Origin of the sequence: Chromobacterium phragmitis, assembly GCF_003325475.1 — a bacterium.
Lineage (GTDB): Bacteria > Pseudomonadota > Gammaproteobacteria > Burkholderiales > Chromobacteriaceae > Chromobacterium > Chromobacterium phragmitis.
This window is the reverse complement of the sequence record NZ_CP029495.1, coordinates 2,980,353-2,996,603: the sequence shown is the minus strand read 5'-3', so window position 1 is coordinate 2,996,603 and position 16,251 is coordinate 2,980,353. Positions and strand designations below refer to the sequence as shown.

The following is a 16,251-nucleotide window of genomic DNA, read 5'->3' as shown; positions in this document are numbered from 1 at the left end:
CAAGGCCGGGGCGACTGCCGCCCCGGCCTTTGATGATCTCGCGCGCCGCGGATCAGGGCTTGTCCTTTTCCTCCGCCCCTGGATAGCCGGGAAAGCCGAAGCCGCCGAACAGCTGCTTGGTCTGCTCCTGCATGCGGTTCTGCATTTCCAGGAACATGCCGGTGCTCTGCTCCATGTAGTTGGCCATCATGTTCTGGATGGCCGGTCCCTGCAGCTTCATGAACTCGCCCCACATCGTGGTGTTCAACATCGCGTTGTCGCCATACATCGCGCGAGTCTGCTCCTGCATCTTCTGCTGCAGCTGCGCGAACAATTGCAGGTTCTTCTCCAGGAACGGCCCCATCATGCCCTGCATCGCCTGGCCGTAATAGCGGATGAACTGGGTCAGCACCTCGTAGCTGAACATCGGCATGCCGCCGTTTTCTTCTTCCAGGATGATCTGCAGCAGCACGCTGCGGGTGATGTCTTCCTGGGTCTTGGCGTCCAGCACCTGAATGTCAACATTGTCCAGAACCAGCTGTTTGACATCCCCCAAGGTGATGTAGGAACTGGTGGCGGTATCATACAGTCGGCGGTTCGGGTACTTCTTGATGACCCGTTTCTCAACACTCATTTAACGCTCCTGGTTTATTTTCGTGGTGTTGTGCGCTGGCAATCTAACATAAATACAACAAACTAGAGCAAATCTTCTACCACCTTCCAACGCCGTGTGCTACATTTACGCGTCATTGTGCAATGCACAATCCCACTCAACGGAACACAGTCGGACCCCATTTTCCACGCAATGGAGGTTTTACACCATGTCCTACAGCAACGAACAGCTGAACAAGCTTTCCCTGACCGGCATCGAATCCTCGCTGCGCTTCGCCCAGATCGCGCTGGACAGCACCGAGCGCCTGATCAAGCTGCAGCTGGAAGCATCCAAGCAATCCCTGGAAGACCATACCAAGGCCGCCAAGCAACTGGCCGAATTCAAGGACTCCCAAGAAGCGGTGAATCACCTGAACAAGCTGGCCACTCAATCGGTGGACAAGCTGGTCAGCCACTCCCGTAATCTGTATGAAGTGGTATCCGGCGCGCAAAGCGAGCTGAGCAAGCTGGTGGAAGAAAGCGTCGGCCTGTTCAACAAGTCGCTGATCAGCTCGATCGAATCCGTGGCCAAGAACGCCCCGGCCGGCTCCGACGCCACGCTGAACGCGGTCAAGACTTCGGTCGCCGCCGCCGCCGCCGCCGTCAACACCTTCAGCAAGGCCGCCCAGCAGGTCGCAGAGTTCACCGATAGCAGCGTCAAGGCCGCCACCAGCGCCACCGCGGACGCGGTGAAAAACTCCGCCAAACGCGGCGCCACCGTCTGAGTAAGGGTCCAAATCGCACAGAACCCCGCCCTCCCGGCGGGGTTTTCGCATTCAACGGATGCGCGCCCTCGACGGCGGCGGTACAATCCGGTTTTACCAGATCGAGCAAGCATCACAGGTCCCACGCATGAAAATCAGCAGCAACTTCGACGCCGGCAGTATCGAGATCGTCTCCGTCGACAGCCTTGAAGACATCCAACTGCGCATCCGCCGCGACAACGCCGCCGAATTCGCGCAGTGGTTCTACTTCCGCGTGCAAGGTGCTGCCTACCAACACTGCACCTTCCGCTTCCTCAACGCGGCCGAATGCGCATACCCGCAAGGCTGGGTGGATTATCAGGCGATGGCCTCCTACGACCGCGTAAACTGGTTCCGGGTGCCGACGCATTACGAAGACGGCGTGATGACCATAGAGCACGTGCCGCTGTCCGGCAGCATCTACTACGCCTACTTCGAGCCCTATACCTACGATCAGCACCTGAACCTGATCGGCCAGGCGCAAGGCTCGGGCCTGTGCCAGGTGTCCGACCTGGGCTCCACCGTGCAAGGCCGCGACATGAACCTGCTGACCATAGGCCATGAGGTGGAGTCGGATCTGAAGATCTGGATCACCGCGCGCCAGCATCCGGGCGAAACGATGGCCGAATGGTTCGTCGAGGGCTTCCTAAACCGCCTGCTCGACCCCCAGGACCCGACCAGCCGCGCGTTGCTGGACCGCGCCACCTTCTACGTGGTGCCGAACATGAACCCGGACGGCTCGGTGCTGGGCAATTTGCGCACCAACGCCGCCGGCGCCAACCTGAACCGCGAATGGGCCAATCCCAGCGCGGAAACCAGCCCGGAAGTGCTGGGGGTGCGCCAGAAGATGCTGGAAACCGGAGTGGATCTGTTTCTGGACATCCACGGCGACGAGAACATCCCCTACGTCTTCCTGGCCGGCACTGAAGGCGTGCCTTCCTGGAATGAGAAGCTGGAGTCGCTGGCCGACAGCTTCCGCCACCACTTCCTGCTCGCCAGCCCGGATTTCCAGACTGAGCACGGCTACCCGCGCAACGAGGCGGGCAAGGCCAATATGGGCATCGCCACCAACTGGGTTTGCGAGCAGTTCGGTTGCCTCGCCTTCACGCTGGAAATGCCGTTCAAGGACAACCACAACCTGCCGGACGACGATTTCGGCTGGAACGGCCAGCGCAGCCTGCGCCTGGGCGAAGCCGCGCTGTCGCCTATCTATGCGGTGCTCAACGATTTGGCGCGCGCAGAATAATCGCCTCCCCAGCAAAAAAGCCGGCAACCGCCGGCTTTTTTCTTGACCATGGCGCCTCACATCGCCACGGGAAGCTTATCCAATGTCTTCACCAGCTCCACCTCAGCCATGCACCAGTCGCTGCCCTTTTCCAACACCTTGCCCAGCGCGATCTGGAAATGCTTGCCGCGAACCGTCATGTAGAACTGCTTGCCCAGCATGTATAGCGACAAAGGCAGAATCAACGCGTTGACCAGCTTGCCGGCGCGCCTGTACGGCAAAAACACGCTGATGTGGCCGGCCAGCCAGACCTGGTCTGGCGGCAATGTGGGATCGATCAACCGCGCGTCCGTCGGCCGCAGCGAAGCTGCCAGCGGCCGCGCGCTCAGCGTCTCCACGCCCAGATAAATACGCTCCCTGCTGGTGCGTTTAACCCGGCGGATAATGCCCAGGCTCCATCCCTCCTGCTCGGGCTCGCGAAAGCCTACCAGACCGCCCAAGCCCACCCACTCATTGCCCATCACGTCCAGTGACACGCCCAGCCCCGTCTGGCTGACGTTTTCCAGCGACCATTTCTGGAATTCCTGCGGCGGAGGCGCCTCTGCCGTCTCACCCGCCATAGACAGAGAACTGGTGGCCGGCAGCGGAGACGATGACTTATCCCGCTTGCGGCTGGTGACGAAGCCATATATTCGGATATTGGCGGCGTCTTCGTAACTGTCGCCCTCGACTCCGCGCTGGCTCTGCATCTGCTCTTCGTCAGGCTTGCGGATCAACTTGTGCAGCAAATGCAGCCGATGCGCGACCTCGACCTGCTTGTTGCTGACCGACACGCGCTCCGCCCGCTCGAACACCAAGGGCCTGGAGGCCCACTCCCGCGTCAACGCCCGCAGCAACGAGGCGTCGATGCCAGGCTCGATCAGGCGCTTCAACTCGGCTGGAATCCGCCCCGACTCCATCACTACCGCCCAGCCGTGCAGAATCTCGACCATCTCCGCGGTGTTCCAGTAACGGGCCCACTCGCTCGCGACAGCATCCTTGGTCCGCGCCGCCGGCTTGGAATCCGCCAGGGAAACATGAAAACTCGCATTGGCGAAATAGGCCTTGCTCAGGTTCATTCGGTTGCTGAGCAACATCAACAGTTCATAGGCGAAATTCACCTGCTTGGCGCTGAGGTTGCCATTGCTCAAAACGGATAACATCTGCAAACCCAGATATTGATCCTGCACCGTGGTCGCCGCGCCCTTTTCCCCAAACAGGAAAATCGGCCGCGTATCCAGCCCCCTCTGTTCCGCAAGTCGATACAGCTGGTTCACGTTCAGCCAAAATACATCGTCGGGTTGATAATTTCTTATGTATTGCCATCTGGCATATTCAGTCAAGTAATGGAACATACGCGCCATAACCAGTGGCAAATGGGACTGCACCTTAACGCCATTGGGATGATCAGGAGATATTGGCAATGCATATTGATAGAAATCGGTAAATTGCTTGCCATAATTCAGTATCTGCCCCCGCAACTGCGTCTCCAGAACCTTGGGCATGCGCGCGTTCATCAAATATTGCACGCACAGCGCATCGTGCAGCGGCTGGGTTTCCAGATTCAACGCCAGCGCCGCCTCTAATTGGTCCGAAGACAATTCCAGCGAAGGCGTATTCAGCCCGGCCAGCAGTTCGGCCACCTTGTCATGCGCGCCGGCGCCAAACTCCTGCTTCAGCTTTTCCGCGTAAGCCTTGGCCGCGGCAGCATTGGCCAAGGGATCCTGCTTGCCTTTGGAGCCCCTTGCAAAGAAATCCAGCATGCTTTTGTCCAGTTTCGTTCGACACCCGAGCCGGGCGGAGCGCCGCCAGCGCAGGCTTGCCATCATTATTTATAGCAAGCGGCATCCTCCACCGCTTGCGAAGAAAAGATCAAGCAAAAAAAAAGCGCCTGAAGGCGCTTTTTTTATTTGAATCCAGACTCAGATGGCCAGGGCTTCCAGTTTCTTGCCGCTGTCGATCCAGGACTGAACCCAAGCCGGTTTGCGACCGCGACCGGTCCAGGTCAGGCTGTTGTCGTTCGGATGGCGATACTTGGCCTCCACAGGCTTGCGAACCGCCACAGCCTTGCTCAGCACGTCTTCCACGCTCAAACCATAGGCGCGGGCCAACTCGATGATCTGCTTTTTGGCCTTGGACTTTTCTTCGACTTCGCGACGCTTGATTTCGTTTTCTACGTCAGCCTTCAGTGCGACCAGCGCGGTGAATTCCAGCTTGGACAGATCCATAACATGTTCCCTTGATTATTGGTTTAGCGATTTACAGGATGTAATGTAGCCAATTGAAATGGAACAAGTCAAGGATAAAAAAGAAAACGAATTACCCATTATTCCGTTACGGATTCGATCGCGTAAGGCAATTCAAGTCGACGCAAAGCGACAGTATGACTTTCATCGGCAAATATGCCAGCATCCCAAGTTTGAGATTGCGCAACCGCCAATCCCAGGAACTCTCGCTCCCCCAGTCGGCAAACCGCCGCCATCATGCCGACAGACTGATCCGGCAATTGCGGACTATAAAGCTTGGCGCCGACGGCCAAGGCTGAATCGAAAGCCACCTTGAACATTCGACGCTTCATCTTGCCCAGATACTGGCTGCGCGCCACGATTTCCTGACCGGGATAGCAGCCCTTCTTGAAATTGACCGCACCGATCAATTCCATATTCGCCATCTGCGCCACAAACTGCTCTTGTGTCGCCCGCGTCACCCAGGCAATACCCGCTTGAATGTCCTTCAATGCCCAAGCTGCGGGCAGAATCGGACTCAGCCCCTCCTCCTGCGCAAGCTCCTTTCCCACGGAGCAACCGCTTCCCAATGCCAGCAAATACGTGCCATTGGGCAAGGCGATCAGCACCGCCTGCGATTGTCCAGCGCATTGCAGGCTGTCGATTTGATCAATTGCGGGAAAATGCTTTTGCAATGCGGCCCTGGCCGAATTACCTGACAAGCCCAATAACGACCAGCTGTCGTCCAGCATCACTTTCACTTTCGAACGCAACACAAACATGGCCAGTCTTTTGGCGACGGTTTCGGCGATATCCGCCGCCGTCATCAAATAGTAGGCGCCGCCATGGGCCCAAATCAGAAAACTGGCCAGCATCCGCCCCTTGGCCGTGGAGTAAGTGCTGTATTGCGCGCGAGACTCGCTTACGTCCCGAATGTCATTCGACAGTTGGCCCTGCAGAAAAGTTTGGGCATCCTCCCCCTCCACTCGAATCACCGCGAAGTTATACAACGGCGCCAGAGTTGAGCCATTTTCCAGAGCGGCCAACTGAGCCATATGCTCCTCCAGCGACGCCTCTCCGCTTTCATCTCGCCTCAAACCATGGCCCACCAGCCAATCGTTCCAAAATGCATCCATGTCCGTCTTCTCCCGCTTGGATTTCGATGGCCGATCTTACCGCCAACAACAGCCCCATCGCCAGCTGCGCAAGATATGCGCGATGAAATATCATTCCGGAACAAACACCTAAGCCACCGCATTGGCAGGCACCCGGAAAACCTGGCATTTTTTCGCCATTCTGGCATTGACACGCGAGGCAGGCTCCGTATATAGTTCGCCCTCACTCAATTCCCTGATAGCTCAGTCGGTAGAGCGACGGACTGTTAATCCGCAGGTCGCAGGTTCGAGCCCTGCTCGGGGAGCCAGTTCATCTTGGCGAATTTTGAGTGTCATGTGTTCCCTGATAGCTCAGTCGGTAGAGCGACGGACTGTTAATCCGCAGGTCGCAGGTTCGAGCCCTGCTCGGGGAGCCACACCGCCTCACGGCGCCCAATTCAAAGTTTTGTTCCCTGATAGCTCAGTTGGTAGAGCGACGGACTGTTAATCCGCAGGTCGCAGGTTCGAGCCCTGCTCGGGGAGCCAGAATACGACAAGCCGCAGCGCAAGCTGCGGCTTTTTCGTTTGGCGTTTCCCTTTTACAATCGTCTCCACCCACCGGAGAAACGATGTTGAAGCACCCCATCCCCCTCGCCCTAGGCGCCATCCTGCTGTGGGCTTCGCTCGCCACGCTGGGCGCGATGACCCGAACCCTGCCGCCCTTCTTCGTCGTCGGCGTCAGCCTGTGCGCAGGCAGCCTGCTTTCCATCCACCGCATCCGCGACTGGAAAGTGCCGCTCTCCACACTGCTGGCCGGCATCTACGGCCTGTTCGGCTACCACTTTCTGCTGTTCTTCGCCTTCCGCCACGCGCCGACGCTGGAAGCCAACCTGCTCAATTACCTGTGGCCATTGCTGATCGTGCTGCTGACGCCCCGGTTCCGCCCCGGCTCCCGCCTCAGCCGGCGGCACATCCTCGGCGGCGCGCTGGGTTTCATCGGCGCCGGCCTGATCGTCACCGGCGGCCAGCTGGCGCTGTCCCAGCAATACCTGTCCGGCTATCTGCTGGCGATGTCCGCCGCCGCGGTCTGGTCCACCTTCAGCCTGCTGCTGGGCCGGCTGCCGGCATTTTCCGGCAGCGCGATGGGCGGCTTCTGCCTGGCCTCCGGCCTGTTGTCGCTGCTATGCCACGCGCTGCTCGAACCCGCAGCCACCCCCAGCGCGGCGCAATGGGCGACGTTGGCTCTGCTGGGCCTGGGACCGATGGGCGGCGCCTTCTTCCTGTGGGAGCGCGCGCTGCGCCTGGGCGATCCACGGCAAATCGGCTCGCTTTCCTATGCCACCCCGCTGCTGTCCACGCTGCTGCTGACCGCCAGCGGCCAGGGCGAGCTCAACTCGCTTGCCGCCGTCGCCATCCTGCTGATTCTGGGCGGCGCGCTGTTGGGCACCTTGCCGGAGCGGCCTCGCGCGCAACCGCAAGCGCGCTGACTTTGCCAGCCACCGTCAAAAACAGTTAAAATTTTTGCTATCAAATAAAAGGAAAAGCCATGTCCGTCCTGAAGGAATTCAAGGAATTCGCCGTCAAAGGCAATGTGATCGACCTCGCAGTCGGCGTCGTCATCGGCGGCGCTTTCGGCTCCATCGTCAAATCGCTGGTCGACGACGTGATCATGCCGCCGATTGGCCTCTTGATCGGCAATGTCGATTTCTCCAACCTGTTTTTCGTATTGAAGGACGGCGCCAAGCAAGCAGGCCCCTACGTTTCCGTCGCGGCAGCCAAGCAGGCCGGCGCCACCACGCTGAACCTGGGCCTGTTCATCAACGCGCTGGTCAGCTTCACCATCGTCGCCTTCGCCATCTTCATGCTGGTCAAGGCCATCAACCGGCTGAAGCGCGAAGAAGCCGCGCCCGCCCCCGCCTCGCCCGCCACCAAGGAATGCCGCTACTGCCTGTCCGCCATACCGGAAAAGGCCACACGCTGCCCCTGCTGCACCTCGCAACTCGACTGACGCCCCGTTCAAGCGCTTGCCCCCGCCGGGCCATTCCCCTACAATCGCATCCGTTCTGGGGGAGTAGCCTCGGCGCTCGACGGCGCCGGCAGCGATCAACACACTTGGCATTCGCCATGGTCGCTGCGACGATCTTCCGTTTGGCAAGACCCATGACATGTTTGCGCGCAGCGGGGCCGCGGCGCAGGCTTGTCATGGCGTATCCGCGGCCCCTGGAGTTTTCATGCAAGCCTTCCTGATTTCCACCGGCGTGGTGGCATTGGCCGAAATCGGCGACAAGACGCAACTGCTCGCCCTGGTGCTCGCCTCCCGCTTCAAAAAACCCGTTCCCATCATCCTGGGCATTTTCGTGGCCACGTTGGTCAACCACTTCGCCGCCGCCGCCGTCGGCCAATGGATCATGGCCAAGGTCGGTCCCGACATCATGCGCTGGGGCCTGGGCCTGTCCTTCATCGCGATGGCCGCCTGGATGCTGATACCCGACAAGCTGGACGACGATGACAAGCTGAGCGAGCGCTTCGGCATTTTCGGCACCACCGTCATCGCCTTCTTCATCGCCGAGATGGGCGACAAGACCCAGATCGCCACCGTCGCGCTGTCCGCCCGCTTCCCGGAGCAGCTTTACATGGTGGTGGCCGGCACCACGCTGGGCATGATGCTGGCCAATGTGCCGGCGGTTCTGCTGGGCGACGTCGCCGCCAAAAAGCTGCCGCAGAAGTTGATGCACAGCATTGCCGCCGTCCTGTTCATCGGCCTGGGCATCGCCACCCTGATGACGCCGCTATCGCTTTGAACGCCGCGGCAGGCGCGAAAAAGGGAGGCCACCGCCTCCCTTTTTCTTCTCGCCCGGCCAATGCTAATTCTGCTCCAGCAAGGCGCGCGGATCGAAGCCCACCCTCAGCGCGCCCCAGTGCCTGCCGCGCAATTCCAGCGGCAGCACCACTTCGGACAACACTTCCCCGGTATCCCGGCTATAGGTCTGCAGCAGGAAAGGCTGCGCATTGCGCGCCGCGCGCAAACCCGCGGCATCGTTGAAAATGCGCTTGTCGCGGCTCTCCACCAGATCCTTGGCGGGATCGCCGCTAGGCGGCCTGCTGTACCAGCTGTTATGGGTAGGCGCGTAACCGTTGCCATCCACCGCCACGCAGAACTTGCCGCCCGGAATCAAACCCACCACCTGATCCAGCAGCGGCTGCAACCATTTTTCCAACTTGGCGTCGTAGGCGGTCCGGTACTTGGCCGGCGCGGTGCCGGCGATGGGCTGATAACGCTGATCGAACAGATCCAGCCCGCCCTGCAGCGCCTCTTGCAGCAAACGCTGCACCTGATCGCGCACGCCCCGCGCTTCGGTCACCGCCTTGTCGAACGCGCCGTCGCCGATGACGAACTTGGAAACCAGCTCCTGCACTTGCTCCGCCGCGCCGGTCAGCTCGGTGGCGGCTTTTTCGGTCTGCCCCAGCCGGCCATTCACCAGCTGACCCAACTGGTGGATCTCGGCCACATTCCGATTCACCTGCTGATTGCTGTCGGCGAATCCATGCATCGCCGCCGCGATCTGGTTCAGACTGCTGGAGGTGGACTCGAAGTCGCCCATCATCTTGCTGAAATGCTCGGATGCGCGCGAGATCACCTCCCGCGCCTGGTTGGTATCGGCGGTGATCGCCTCGGTCTCCTGCCGGGTATTGGCCACCAGCCCCAGCATGCCGTCGATGTTGCCGGAAATTTCGTCGGTGGCGGTTTTCACCCGCTCCGCCAGCTTGCGCACCTCGTCCGCCACCACGGCGAAGCCGCGGCCGCTCTCACCCGCCCGCGCCGCCTCGATCGCCGCGTTCAGCGCCAGCAGATTGGTCTGCTCCGACACGTCCTTGATCAGGTCTACGATGGTCTTGATGCTGGCCGAACGGCTGCTCAGCTCCGCCACGGTATGATTGAAGTGGCCTACCTTGCGGCTGATGTCGTGAATGCTGTCAGTCACTACACGCAGCTCTTGGTAAGAATCGCGCGCCACCCGCAAGTTTTCCGCGGTGGTGGCGGAAATCGCCTCGGTCTGCTCGGTGACCAACCCGGCGCCGCGGGTGGAGTCGTCGCTGGCCTGTCTCACCTCCTTGGCCAACTCATCCTGCTGCCGTGCGCTGCACAGCGACTCCGTGACGTTGCGCCGCGTCACTGCCGAATCCATCGCGATGCGCACCGTCATCAGCCTCACCTTGCTGATGATTTCGCGCATTTTCAGCAAGAAGCGGTTATAGGACAGAGACAGTTCGCGGATTTCGTCGTAGGTGACCGTAGGAATCTCGCGCGACAGATCGCCGGCGCCGGCGCCGATTTCATTGAAAATCTGGATGATCATGCGCAAGGGGCGCACGATCAGGTAACGCAGATACCACACCATGAAGGCGATGAAGACGAAGCTGAGCAGCCACAGGCCAGCCGTCCAATACAAGGCGCTGTCTATGCTCGCCTCCACGCTCGCCATCACCGCGGACGACACGCCCGCTCCGCGCAGCTTGTCGCGAATGTCCGACAACGCATGGTAGCTGTAGATCACCATCAACAACTGGAACAGGCTGATGAAGAAGAAACTGCACAGCTTTCTGCTGAGCGTATTCCAGAATGTCTTTTCCGAGAACGCATACAGCCGCCAAAACCACTCCATTTGCTCTCCTCATGCGGCTGATCCCGCCGCTACTTTTTATTAGGACGTTATTCTTTCCGATGCGCGCAACAATTGCCAGCGGCTTCACGGCCCCGCGCTTGATCCAGATCAAATCACTTCCGCCGCCACACCATCCAGCGCTCCTGGTTGCGAAACACCTCCAGGCTTCGCTCCAGCGCCGCATCCTCCTCCAGCTCGAAACTTGGCGACAACAAATCCCGCAATGCCTCTGCGGCGATGCCGAACGGCGGGCCGCGCTCGGCATCCGCCACGAAAAACACGCCGGCCAGCACGCCGCCGGGCCGCGTCAACTCCGCCACACGCTCAGAATATTGCGTTCGCATGAAGGCGGGCAAGGCGCACAAAAAAGCCCGTTCGAACACGCAGTCGAAAACGGGCAGCTCAAGATGGAAAAAATCGCCCAGCAGCAAGCTATCCGCCGCCATCGGCCACTGCCTGGCGGCAAGCTCAACCGCCGCTTCGCTGAAATCCACCGCCAGCACTTCATGCCCCATGCTCAGCAAGGGCGGCATGTCCGCCGCGCTGCCGCATCCCGGCATCAAGACTCGCCAGGGAGGCTGCGCGGAGAAAAAATCGCGCGCAGCCGGCGGCAATCGCGCGCCTTCCCACGGCATCACGCCCTCGCGGTACCGTTGCTCCCAAAAATCCGCCTTGGAACTATCCGCCATCGCCCCTCCCTCGTGTAACGGACGAAAATCAGCTATCGCCAGCAAGCCTCCCGGCCTCAGCGCGACAGCAGCCAGGATGCCGCCTGCTCCAAAGTGAGTCCCGCGCCATCGCAAGCCTGCTCGGGCTCCGCATCCGCTCCGCGCCAACGCAACCACCCGGCCTCATCCAGCCGATAGTGGCCGCCGCCGGGCAATCTGCCCCATTCCGCGCCATCGCGGATGTCCAGTTCCAATAATGCGCCGCAAGCCGCAGCCAATTGCAGCAAACGCTGGCGCGCAGGCAGGCGCCGCCACACCGCCTCCCGCTCGTCTGTCGTCAGGAAGCACCACTGGCCCACCTCGGCGAAGGTGCGCGCACAACCGCGGCAAACATTGTCGCCCAAGGCGGTGGAGCACAGGGCGATGCATGGAGAATCGGGACGACTTGCATTCATTTGGATAGCTCTGAAAAACAATGACTTAAAAACGGCCTATCGCTCTCGATAAAACCTGAACGAGTATATCAGCAAGAGAATGGCGAGCCAGATGCCAATGAATAGAGATGGGATAAAAGAAAATGCGCGAATAGCGCGGAGAAAACAAAAAAGCCAGCTTTCGCTGGCATTTTAATTTGATATGACTTTAGTTTTAATGGTCGGGGTGAGAAGATTCGAACTTCCGACCCTCTGCACCCCATGCAGATGCGCTACCAGGCTGCGCCACACCCCGACTCAAGAGAAACGTAGTCTAACCTATTTATTCTTTTTTGCCAACACCAGAATCCAACCATTCCAAAATGGATTCCAATTCGGCGCGTACTTCCTGCGCGGTAATCGGACGCGCGCCGTCATCGCCGCCCATGCCGAGGCGCTGACGAGCGCCCTGGATGGTGAAGCCGTCGTCGTACAGCAATTCCCGAATGCGGCGCACCAGCAAAACCTCATGGTGCTGATAATAACGGCGGTTGCCGCGCCGTTTTACCTGGCGCAATTGAGAAAACTCCTGCTCCCAATAGCGCAGCACATGTGGCTTCACCCCAGCGAGTTCGCCGACTTCGCTGATGGTGAAGTAACGCTTGGACGGAATCGACGGTAGATCAGCCTTGCTTGTTAGCATGGTATTGCTCAACCATTCCCTTGAGTTTCTGGCTTGCGTGGAACGTTACCACACGACGCGCAGTGATGGGAATCTCTTCCCCGGTCTTCGGATTGCGGCCCGGACGCTGCGGCTTGTCGCGCAGCTGGAAGTTGCCGAAGCCGGACAGCTTCACCGAATCGCCAGCCTCCAAAGCCAGCCGGATCTCTTCGAAAAACGATTCGACCATGTCCTTGGCTTCGCGTTTGTTCAGACCAACCTGGTCAAACAGCAAATCGGCCAGTTCAGCCTTCGTCAAAGTCATGACATTCCCCTCAAACTTCTGAACCACAATCGACGGGCGGACTCCTTGGAATCCGCCCGCCCACATCTGAATCAAACGCGCAGCTGCGCGCCCAGCGCCGACGCGGCGTCCAGCAGAGCCTGCAGGGCCGGCTCCACATCCTCGTCGGTCAGGGTTCGGCTATTGTCCTGCATCAGCACGCTAAAGGCCAGACTCTTCTTGCCTTCTGCGACGCCTTTGCCGCGATAAACGTCGAACAGCGCTATATCGGTGACGATTTGGGCGCGTTTGGCGGCAAACGCGGCCAGCAGTTGCGCCACAGTCACGGACTCGTCCACCAGCAGCGCCAAGTCGCGGCGCACCGGCTGCAGCTTGCTGACCACGGCAGCCTTGATCCGGTCGCGCGCGACGGCAGCGGCCAGATCCAGCTCGAACAGCACCGGCGCGGTCGCAAGATCATAAGCCTGCACCCACTGCGGATGCAGCTCGCCGATCACGCCCACCGCCTTGCCATCCACCCACACCTCGGCGCAGCGGCCGGGATGGAAGGCGGGATGGGCAGCCTTGCGGTATTCGGCCTTGACCGGGTGCAACAGCGCCTCGACATCAGCCTTCACATCGAAGAAGTCGACGCGCTCGGACTTGGCGCCCCATTGCTCAGCCAGACGCGGCCCCCAGGCCAGGCCAGCCGCTTTTTCCGGCTGCTCGAAGCCTTGCTCGCCGCGCAGGAATACGCGCGCCACTTCGAACAGGCGCACGCGCGGCTGCTTGCGGTTGATGTTGCCGACCAAGACGTCCACCAGCCCCCCGATCAGCGTCGAGCGCATCACGCTCATCTGGCTGGCGATCGGATTCTGCAGGCGGATCGCGTTGTCGTTGCCGCCGAAATCACGCTCCCAGCGCTCGTCGACGAAAGCGTAGCTGACCACTTCCTGGTAGTCGCGGCCGGCCAGCAGGTGGCGCAGCTGATCCACCGGCCGCTTCTCTTCCGGCTGCGCCAGCATGCGCATGCCGGAACGCGGCGCGTCGGCGGGGATATTGTTGTAACCGTAGACGCGCGCCACTTCTTCGATCAGATCTTCCTCGATCTCGATGTCGAAGCGGAAGGACGGCGCCTGCACGGTGAAGACTTCATCGGCCAGCGTGTAGGACAGGCTCAGACGGGACAGGATGTCGCCGATTTGCTCGGCGGACAGCGCCACGCCCAGCACCTTGGCCACGCGCGCCACGCGCAGCTTGACGGATTGGCGCTTCGGCAGCTCGGCCACTTCCTCGACCACCGGGCCGGCTTCGCCGCCGCAGATGTCCAACACCAGGCGGGTGGCGCGCTCCATCGCTTCGCGCTGCAGCGCGAAATCGACTCCGCGCTCGTAGCGGTAGGAAGAATCGGAGCCGAAACCCAGCTCGCGCGCCTTGCCCGCGATCGCTTCCGGCGCGAAGAACGCGGATTCCAGGAAGATGTCGCGGCTTGCGGTGGTGACGCCGCTGTGCTCGCCGCCCATGATGCCGCCCATGGCCAGCGGCTTGGCGTCGTCGGCGATCACCAGATGCTTGTCCTGCAGCTCGACGGTCTTTTCGTTCAGGCACAGCAGGCTCTCGCCCGCGCGCGCCTGGCGCACGGTGATGCCGCCCTCGATCTTGGCCAGATCGAAAGCGTGCATCGGCTGTCCCTGCTCCAGCAGGATGTAATTGGTGATGTCCACGATGGCGGAGATCGAGCGCAGGCCGGAACGTTCCAGGCGCTGGCGCATCCAGGCCGGCGTGGCCGCGGCGGCGTCGACGCCCTTGACCACGCGGCCCAGGTAGCGGCCGCAGGCTTGGCGGGATTCGATCTTCACCGGACGGACGTCGTCGATGGACGGCGCCACCGGAGCGATGGCCACTGGCTTCAGTTCGGCGCCGGTCAGCGCCGCCACTTCGCGCGCGATACCGCGGATCGACAGCCCGTCCGCGCGGTTGGGGGTGATCTTCAGCGTGAACAGCTGGTCGTCCAGGCCCAGGTAATCGCGGATGCTCTGGCCCACCGGGGCGTCGGCCGGCAGCAGCATCAGGCCGTCCACGTCCTCCGGCACACCCAGCTCCTTGCCGGAGCACAGCATGCCGCCCGATTCCACGCCGCGCATCTTGGTCGGCTTGATCTTGAAATCGCCGGGCAGCACCGCGCCCGGCAGCGCGCAGGGAATGCGCACGCCGACGGCGACGTTGGGCGCACCGCAGACGATCTGGATCAATTCGCCAGTGCCCGCGTCGACCTTGGTCACGCGCAGGCGGTCGGCGTTCTCATGCTTGACGCATTCCTTCACCTCGGCGATGACCACGCCGCTGAAAGCGGGCGCGGCAGCGACGGTTTCTTCCACCTCCAGGCCCGCCATGGTCAGCAGCTCGGACAGTTGCTCGGTGTTCAGCGCCGGATTGACCCAGCTTCTCAGCCATTGTTCGGAAAATTGCATAGTCGGCTCCGTGCGCGATCAGTTGAATTGCTTCAGGAAATTGAGATCGTTCTCGAAGAACAGGCGCAGGTCGTTGACGCCGTAGCGCAGCATGGCGAAGCGGTCCAAGCCGATGCCGAAGGCGAAGCCGGTGTATTGTTCCGGGTCGATATTGGCGATGCTCAGCACTTTCGGGTGCACCATGCCGCAACCGCCCACTTCCAGCCAGCGCCCCTGCTCGTCCAGCACGTCGATCTCGGCCGAGGTCTCGGTGAACGGGAAGAAGGACGGACGGAAGCGCACTTGCAGGTCGTCGCGCTCGAAGAAGCGGCGCAGGAAGTCGGTCACCACCGCCTTCAGGTCGGCGAAGGACACGCCCTCTTCCACCCACAGGCCTTCCATTTGGTGGAACATCGGCGAATGGGTGGCGTCGGAATCGACGCGGTACACGCGGCCCGGCGCGACGATCTTGATCGGCGGCTGATGGCTTTCCATGAAACGCGCCTGGATCGGACTGGTATGGGTGCGCAGCACGTCGCCGTTTTCCACGTAGAACGTATCCTGCATCGCGCGGGCCGGATGGTTTTCCGGAATGTTCAGCGCCTGGAAATTATAGAAATCGCTCTCGATCTCCGGGCCGTCGGCCACTTCGAAACCCATGGTGCGGAACAGGCCGGCGATGCGCTCCAGCGTCAGCGCCACCGGATGCAGGCCGCCGCCCACCGCGCCGCGGCCCGGCAGGGTCACGTCCAGCGCCTCGGCGGCCAGCTGGGCTTCCAGTTTGGCGGCGTTGAGCTGATCGCGCTTGGCGTTGTGCGCGGCCTCGAAAGCCTGCTTGGCCTGATTGATGATGGCGCCGGCGGCCTTGCGCTCTTCCGGCGCCAGCTTGCCCAGCTGCTTGAGGAGTTCGGTCAGCTCGCCGCTCTTGCCAAGGTAGCGCGCCTTGACCTGCTCGAGCTCGATCTGATCGGTCACGTCCGCGACGGCGGACAGACCAGCTTGGAGAATCGCGTCGACGTTGTTCATCGTGTTCCACACCGTATGCGAATAGAAGGCTGATCACATCGGGCACGTTCGGTACCCGCTCTGATCAGCGTTCTGAAAAGGGCGCCCGGCAGAAAAAAAGGGAGGCAATGTTGCCTCCCTTCAGATCCGT

At 61.0% G+C, this 16,251-nt stretch carries 16 protein-coding genes and 4 tRNA genes; 8 read left to right on the top strand and 12 right to left on the bottom strand.

Annotated elements, in window-relative coordinates; genetic code table 11:
- Nucleotides 1-52: 52 nt before the first annotated feature.
- Nucleotides 53-613 (bottom strand): polyhydroxyalkanoate synthesis repressor PhaR, encoded by a 561-nt coding sequence (gene phaR, locus DK842_RS14405; RefSeq protein WP_114062056.1) that lies wholly within the window; start codon nt 611-613, stop codon nt 53-55.
- A gap of 187 nt (nt 614-800) precedes the next feature.
- Between phaR and DK842_RS14400 the strand changes: the two genes are divergently transcribed.
- Nucleotides 801-1,355: a phasin family protein gene (locus DK842_RS14400; RefSeq protein ID WP_114062055.1), complete on the top strand. Its 555-nt coding sequence runs from the start codon at nt 801-803 to the stop codon at nt 1,353-1,355.
- A 127-nt stretch (nt 1,356-1,482) separates the two neighbouring features.
- Nucleotides 1,483-2,619 carry a M14 family metallopeptidase gene (locus DK842_RS14395; protein ID WP_114062054.1) on the top strand — a complete coding sequence of 379 codons (1,137 nt, stop codon included), beginning with the start codon at nt 1,483-1,485 and terminating at the stop codon, nt 2,617-2,619.
- Nucleotides 2,620-2,675: 56 nt separating this feature from the next.
- Here DK842_RS14395 and DK842_RS14390 read toward each other — a convergent pair whose 3' ends face one another.
- The 3 genes from DK842_RS14390 to ygfZ form a co-directional block, all read right to left on the bottom strand.
- On the bottom strand, nt 2,676-4,280 hold the full coding sequence (locus DK842_RS14390; RefSeq protein ID WP_232538489.1) for a hypothetical protein: 1,605 nt from the start codon (nt 4,278-4,280) through the stop codon (nt 2,676-2,678).
- 279 nt (nt 4,281-4,559) lie between these two features.
- The gene (locus DK842_RS14385) at nt 4,560-4,865 is read right to left on the bottom strand and encodes an H-NS histone family protein (RefSeq protein WP_114062052.1); all 306 of its coding nucleotides are present in this window, start codon (nt 4,863-4,865) and stop codon (nt 4,560-4,562) included.
- A 98-nt stretch (nt 4,866-4,963) separates the two neighbouring features.
- The gene (gene ygfZ, locus DK842_RS14380; RefSeq protein WP_114062051.1) at nt 4,964-5,998 is read right to left on the bottom strand and encodes a CAF17-like 4Fe-4S cluster assembly/insertion protein YgfZ; all 1,035 of its coding nucleotides are present in this window, start codon (nt 5,996-5,998) and stop codon (nt 4,964-4,966) included.
- A gap of 211 nt (nt 5,999-6,209) precedes the next feature.
- Here ygfZ and DK842_RS14375 point away from each other — a divergent pair.
- The 6 genes from DK842_RS14375 (at nt 6,210) to DK842_RS14350 (ending at nt 8,757) form a co-directional block, all read left to right on the top strand.
- A tRNA-Asn gene (locus DK842_RS14375) sits at nt 6,210-6,285 on the top strand.
- 32 nt (nt 6,286-6,317) lie between these two features.
- Nucleotides 6,318-6,393 (top strand) — tRNA-Asn (locus DK842_RS14370).
- A gap of 33 nt (nt 6,394-6,426) precedes the next feature.
- A tRNA-Asn gene (locus tag DK842_RS14365) sits at nt 6,427-6,502 on the top strand.
- A gap of 83 nt (nt 6,503-6,585) precedes the next feature.
- Entirely contained in the window at nt 6,586-7,443 is an 858-nt protein-coding gene (locus DK842_RS14360; protein ID WP_114062050.1) for a DMT family transporter, read from the top strand.
- A gap of 59 nt (nt 7,444-7,502) precedes the next feature.
- Nucleotides 7,503-7,964 (top strand): large conductance mechanosensitive channel protein MscL, encoded by a 462-nt coding sequence (gene mscL, locus DK842_RS14355; RefSeq protein WP_114062049.1) that lies wholly within the window; start codon nt 7,503-7,505, stop codon nt 7,962-7,964.
- A gap of 223 nt (nt 7,965-8,187) precedes the next feature.
- On the top strand, nt 8,188-8,757 hold the full coding sequence (locus tag DK842_RS14350; RefSeq protein ID WP_114062048.1) for a TMEM165/GDT1 family protein: 570 nt from the start codon (nt 8,188-8,190) through the stop codon (nt 8,755-8,757).
- A 63-nt stretch (nt 8,758-8,820) separates the two neighbouring features.
- Here DK842_RS14350 and DK842_RS14345 read toward each other — a convergent pair whose 3' ends face one another.
- The 8 genes from DK842_RS14345 to DK842_RS14310 form a co-directional block, all read right to left on the bottom strand.
- On the bottom strand, nt 8,821-10,620 hold the full coding sequence (locus tag DK842_RS14345) for a methyl-accepting chemotaxis protein (protein WP_114062047.1): 1,800 nt from the start codon (nt 10,618-10,620) through the stop codon (nt 8,821-8,823).
- A gap of 113 nt (nt 10,621-10,733) precedes the next feature.
- Nucleotides 10,734-11,309: a methyltransferase domain-containing protein gene (locus DK842_RS14340; RefSeq protein WP_114062046.1), complete on the bottom strand. Its 576-nt coding sequence runs from the start codon at nt 11,307-11,309 to the stop codon at nt 10,734-10,736.
- A gap of 56 nt (nt 11,310-11,365) precedes the next feature.
- The gene (locus tag DK842_RS14335; RefSeq protein ID WP_114062045.1) at nt 11,366-11,743 is read right to left on the bottom strand and encodes a DUF1289 domain-containing protein; all 378 of its coding nucleotides are present in this window, start codon (nt 11,741-11,743) and stop codon (nt 11,366-11,368) included.
- Between the two features lie 197 nt (nt 11,744-11,940).
- A tRNA-Pro gene (locus tag DK842_RS14330) sits at nt 11,941-12,017 on the bottom strand.
- A 27-nt stretch (nt 12,018-12,044) separates the two neighbouring features.
- Nucleotides 12,045-12,404, bottom strand: coding sequence for a MerR family transcriptional regulator (locus DK842_RS14325; RefSeq protein ID WP_114062044.1), 360 nt, complete (start codon nt 12,402-12,404; stop codon nt 12,045-12,047).
- Nucleotides 12,385-12,687, bottom strand: a complete 303-nt coding sequence (locus DK842_RS14320; RefSeq protein WP_114062043.1) for an integration host factor subunit alpha — start codon at nt 12,685-12,687, stop codon at nt 12,385-12,387. The genes DK842_RS14325 and DK842_RS14320 overlap by 20 nt, the downstream gene beginning before the upstream one ends.
- A gap of 71 nt (nt 12,688-12,758) precedes the next feature.
- Nucleotides 12,759-15,116: a phenylalanine--tRNA ligase subunit beta gene (pheT, locus tag DK842_RS14315; RefSeq protein WP_114062042.1), complete on the bottom strand. Its 2,358-nt coding sequence runs from the start codon at nt 15,114-15,116 to the stop codon at nt 12,759-12,761.
- 18 nt (nt 15,117-15,134) lie between these two features.
- Nucleotides 15,135-16,121 carry a phenylalanine--tRNA ligase subunit alpha gene (locus DK842_RS14310; protein ID WP_114062041.1) on the bottom strand — a complete coding sequence of 329 codons (987 nt, stop codon included), beginning with the start codon at nt 16,119-16,121 and terminating at the stop codon, nt 15,135-15,137.
- Nucleotides 16,122-16,251: the final 130 nt, after the last annotated feature.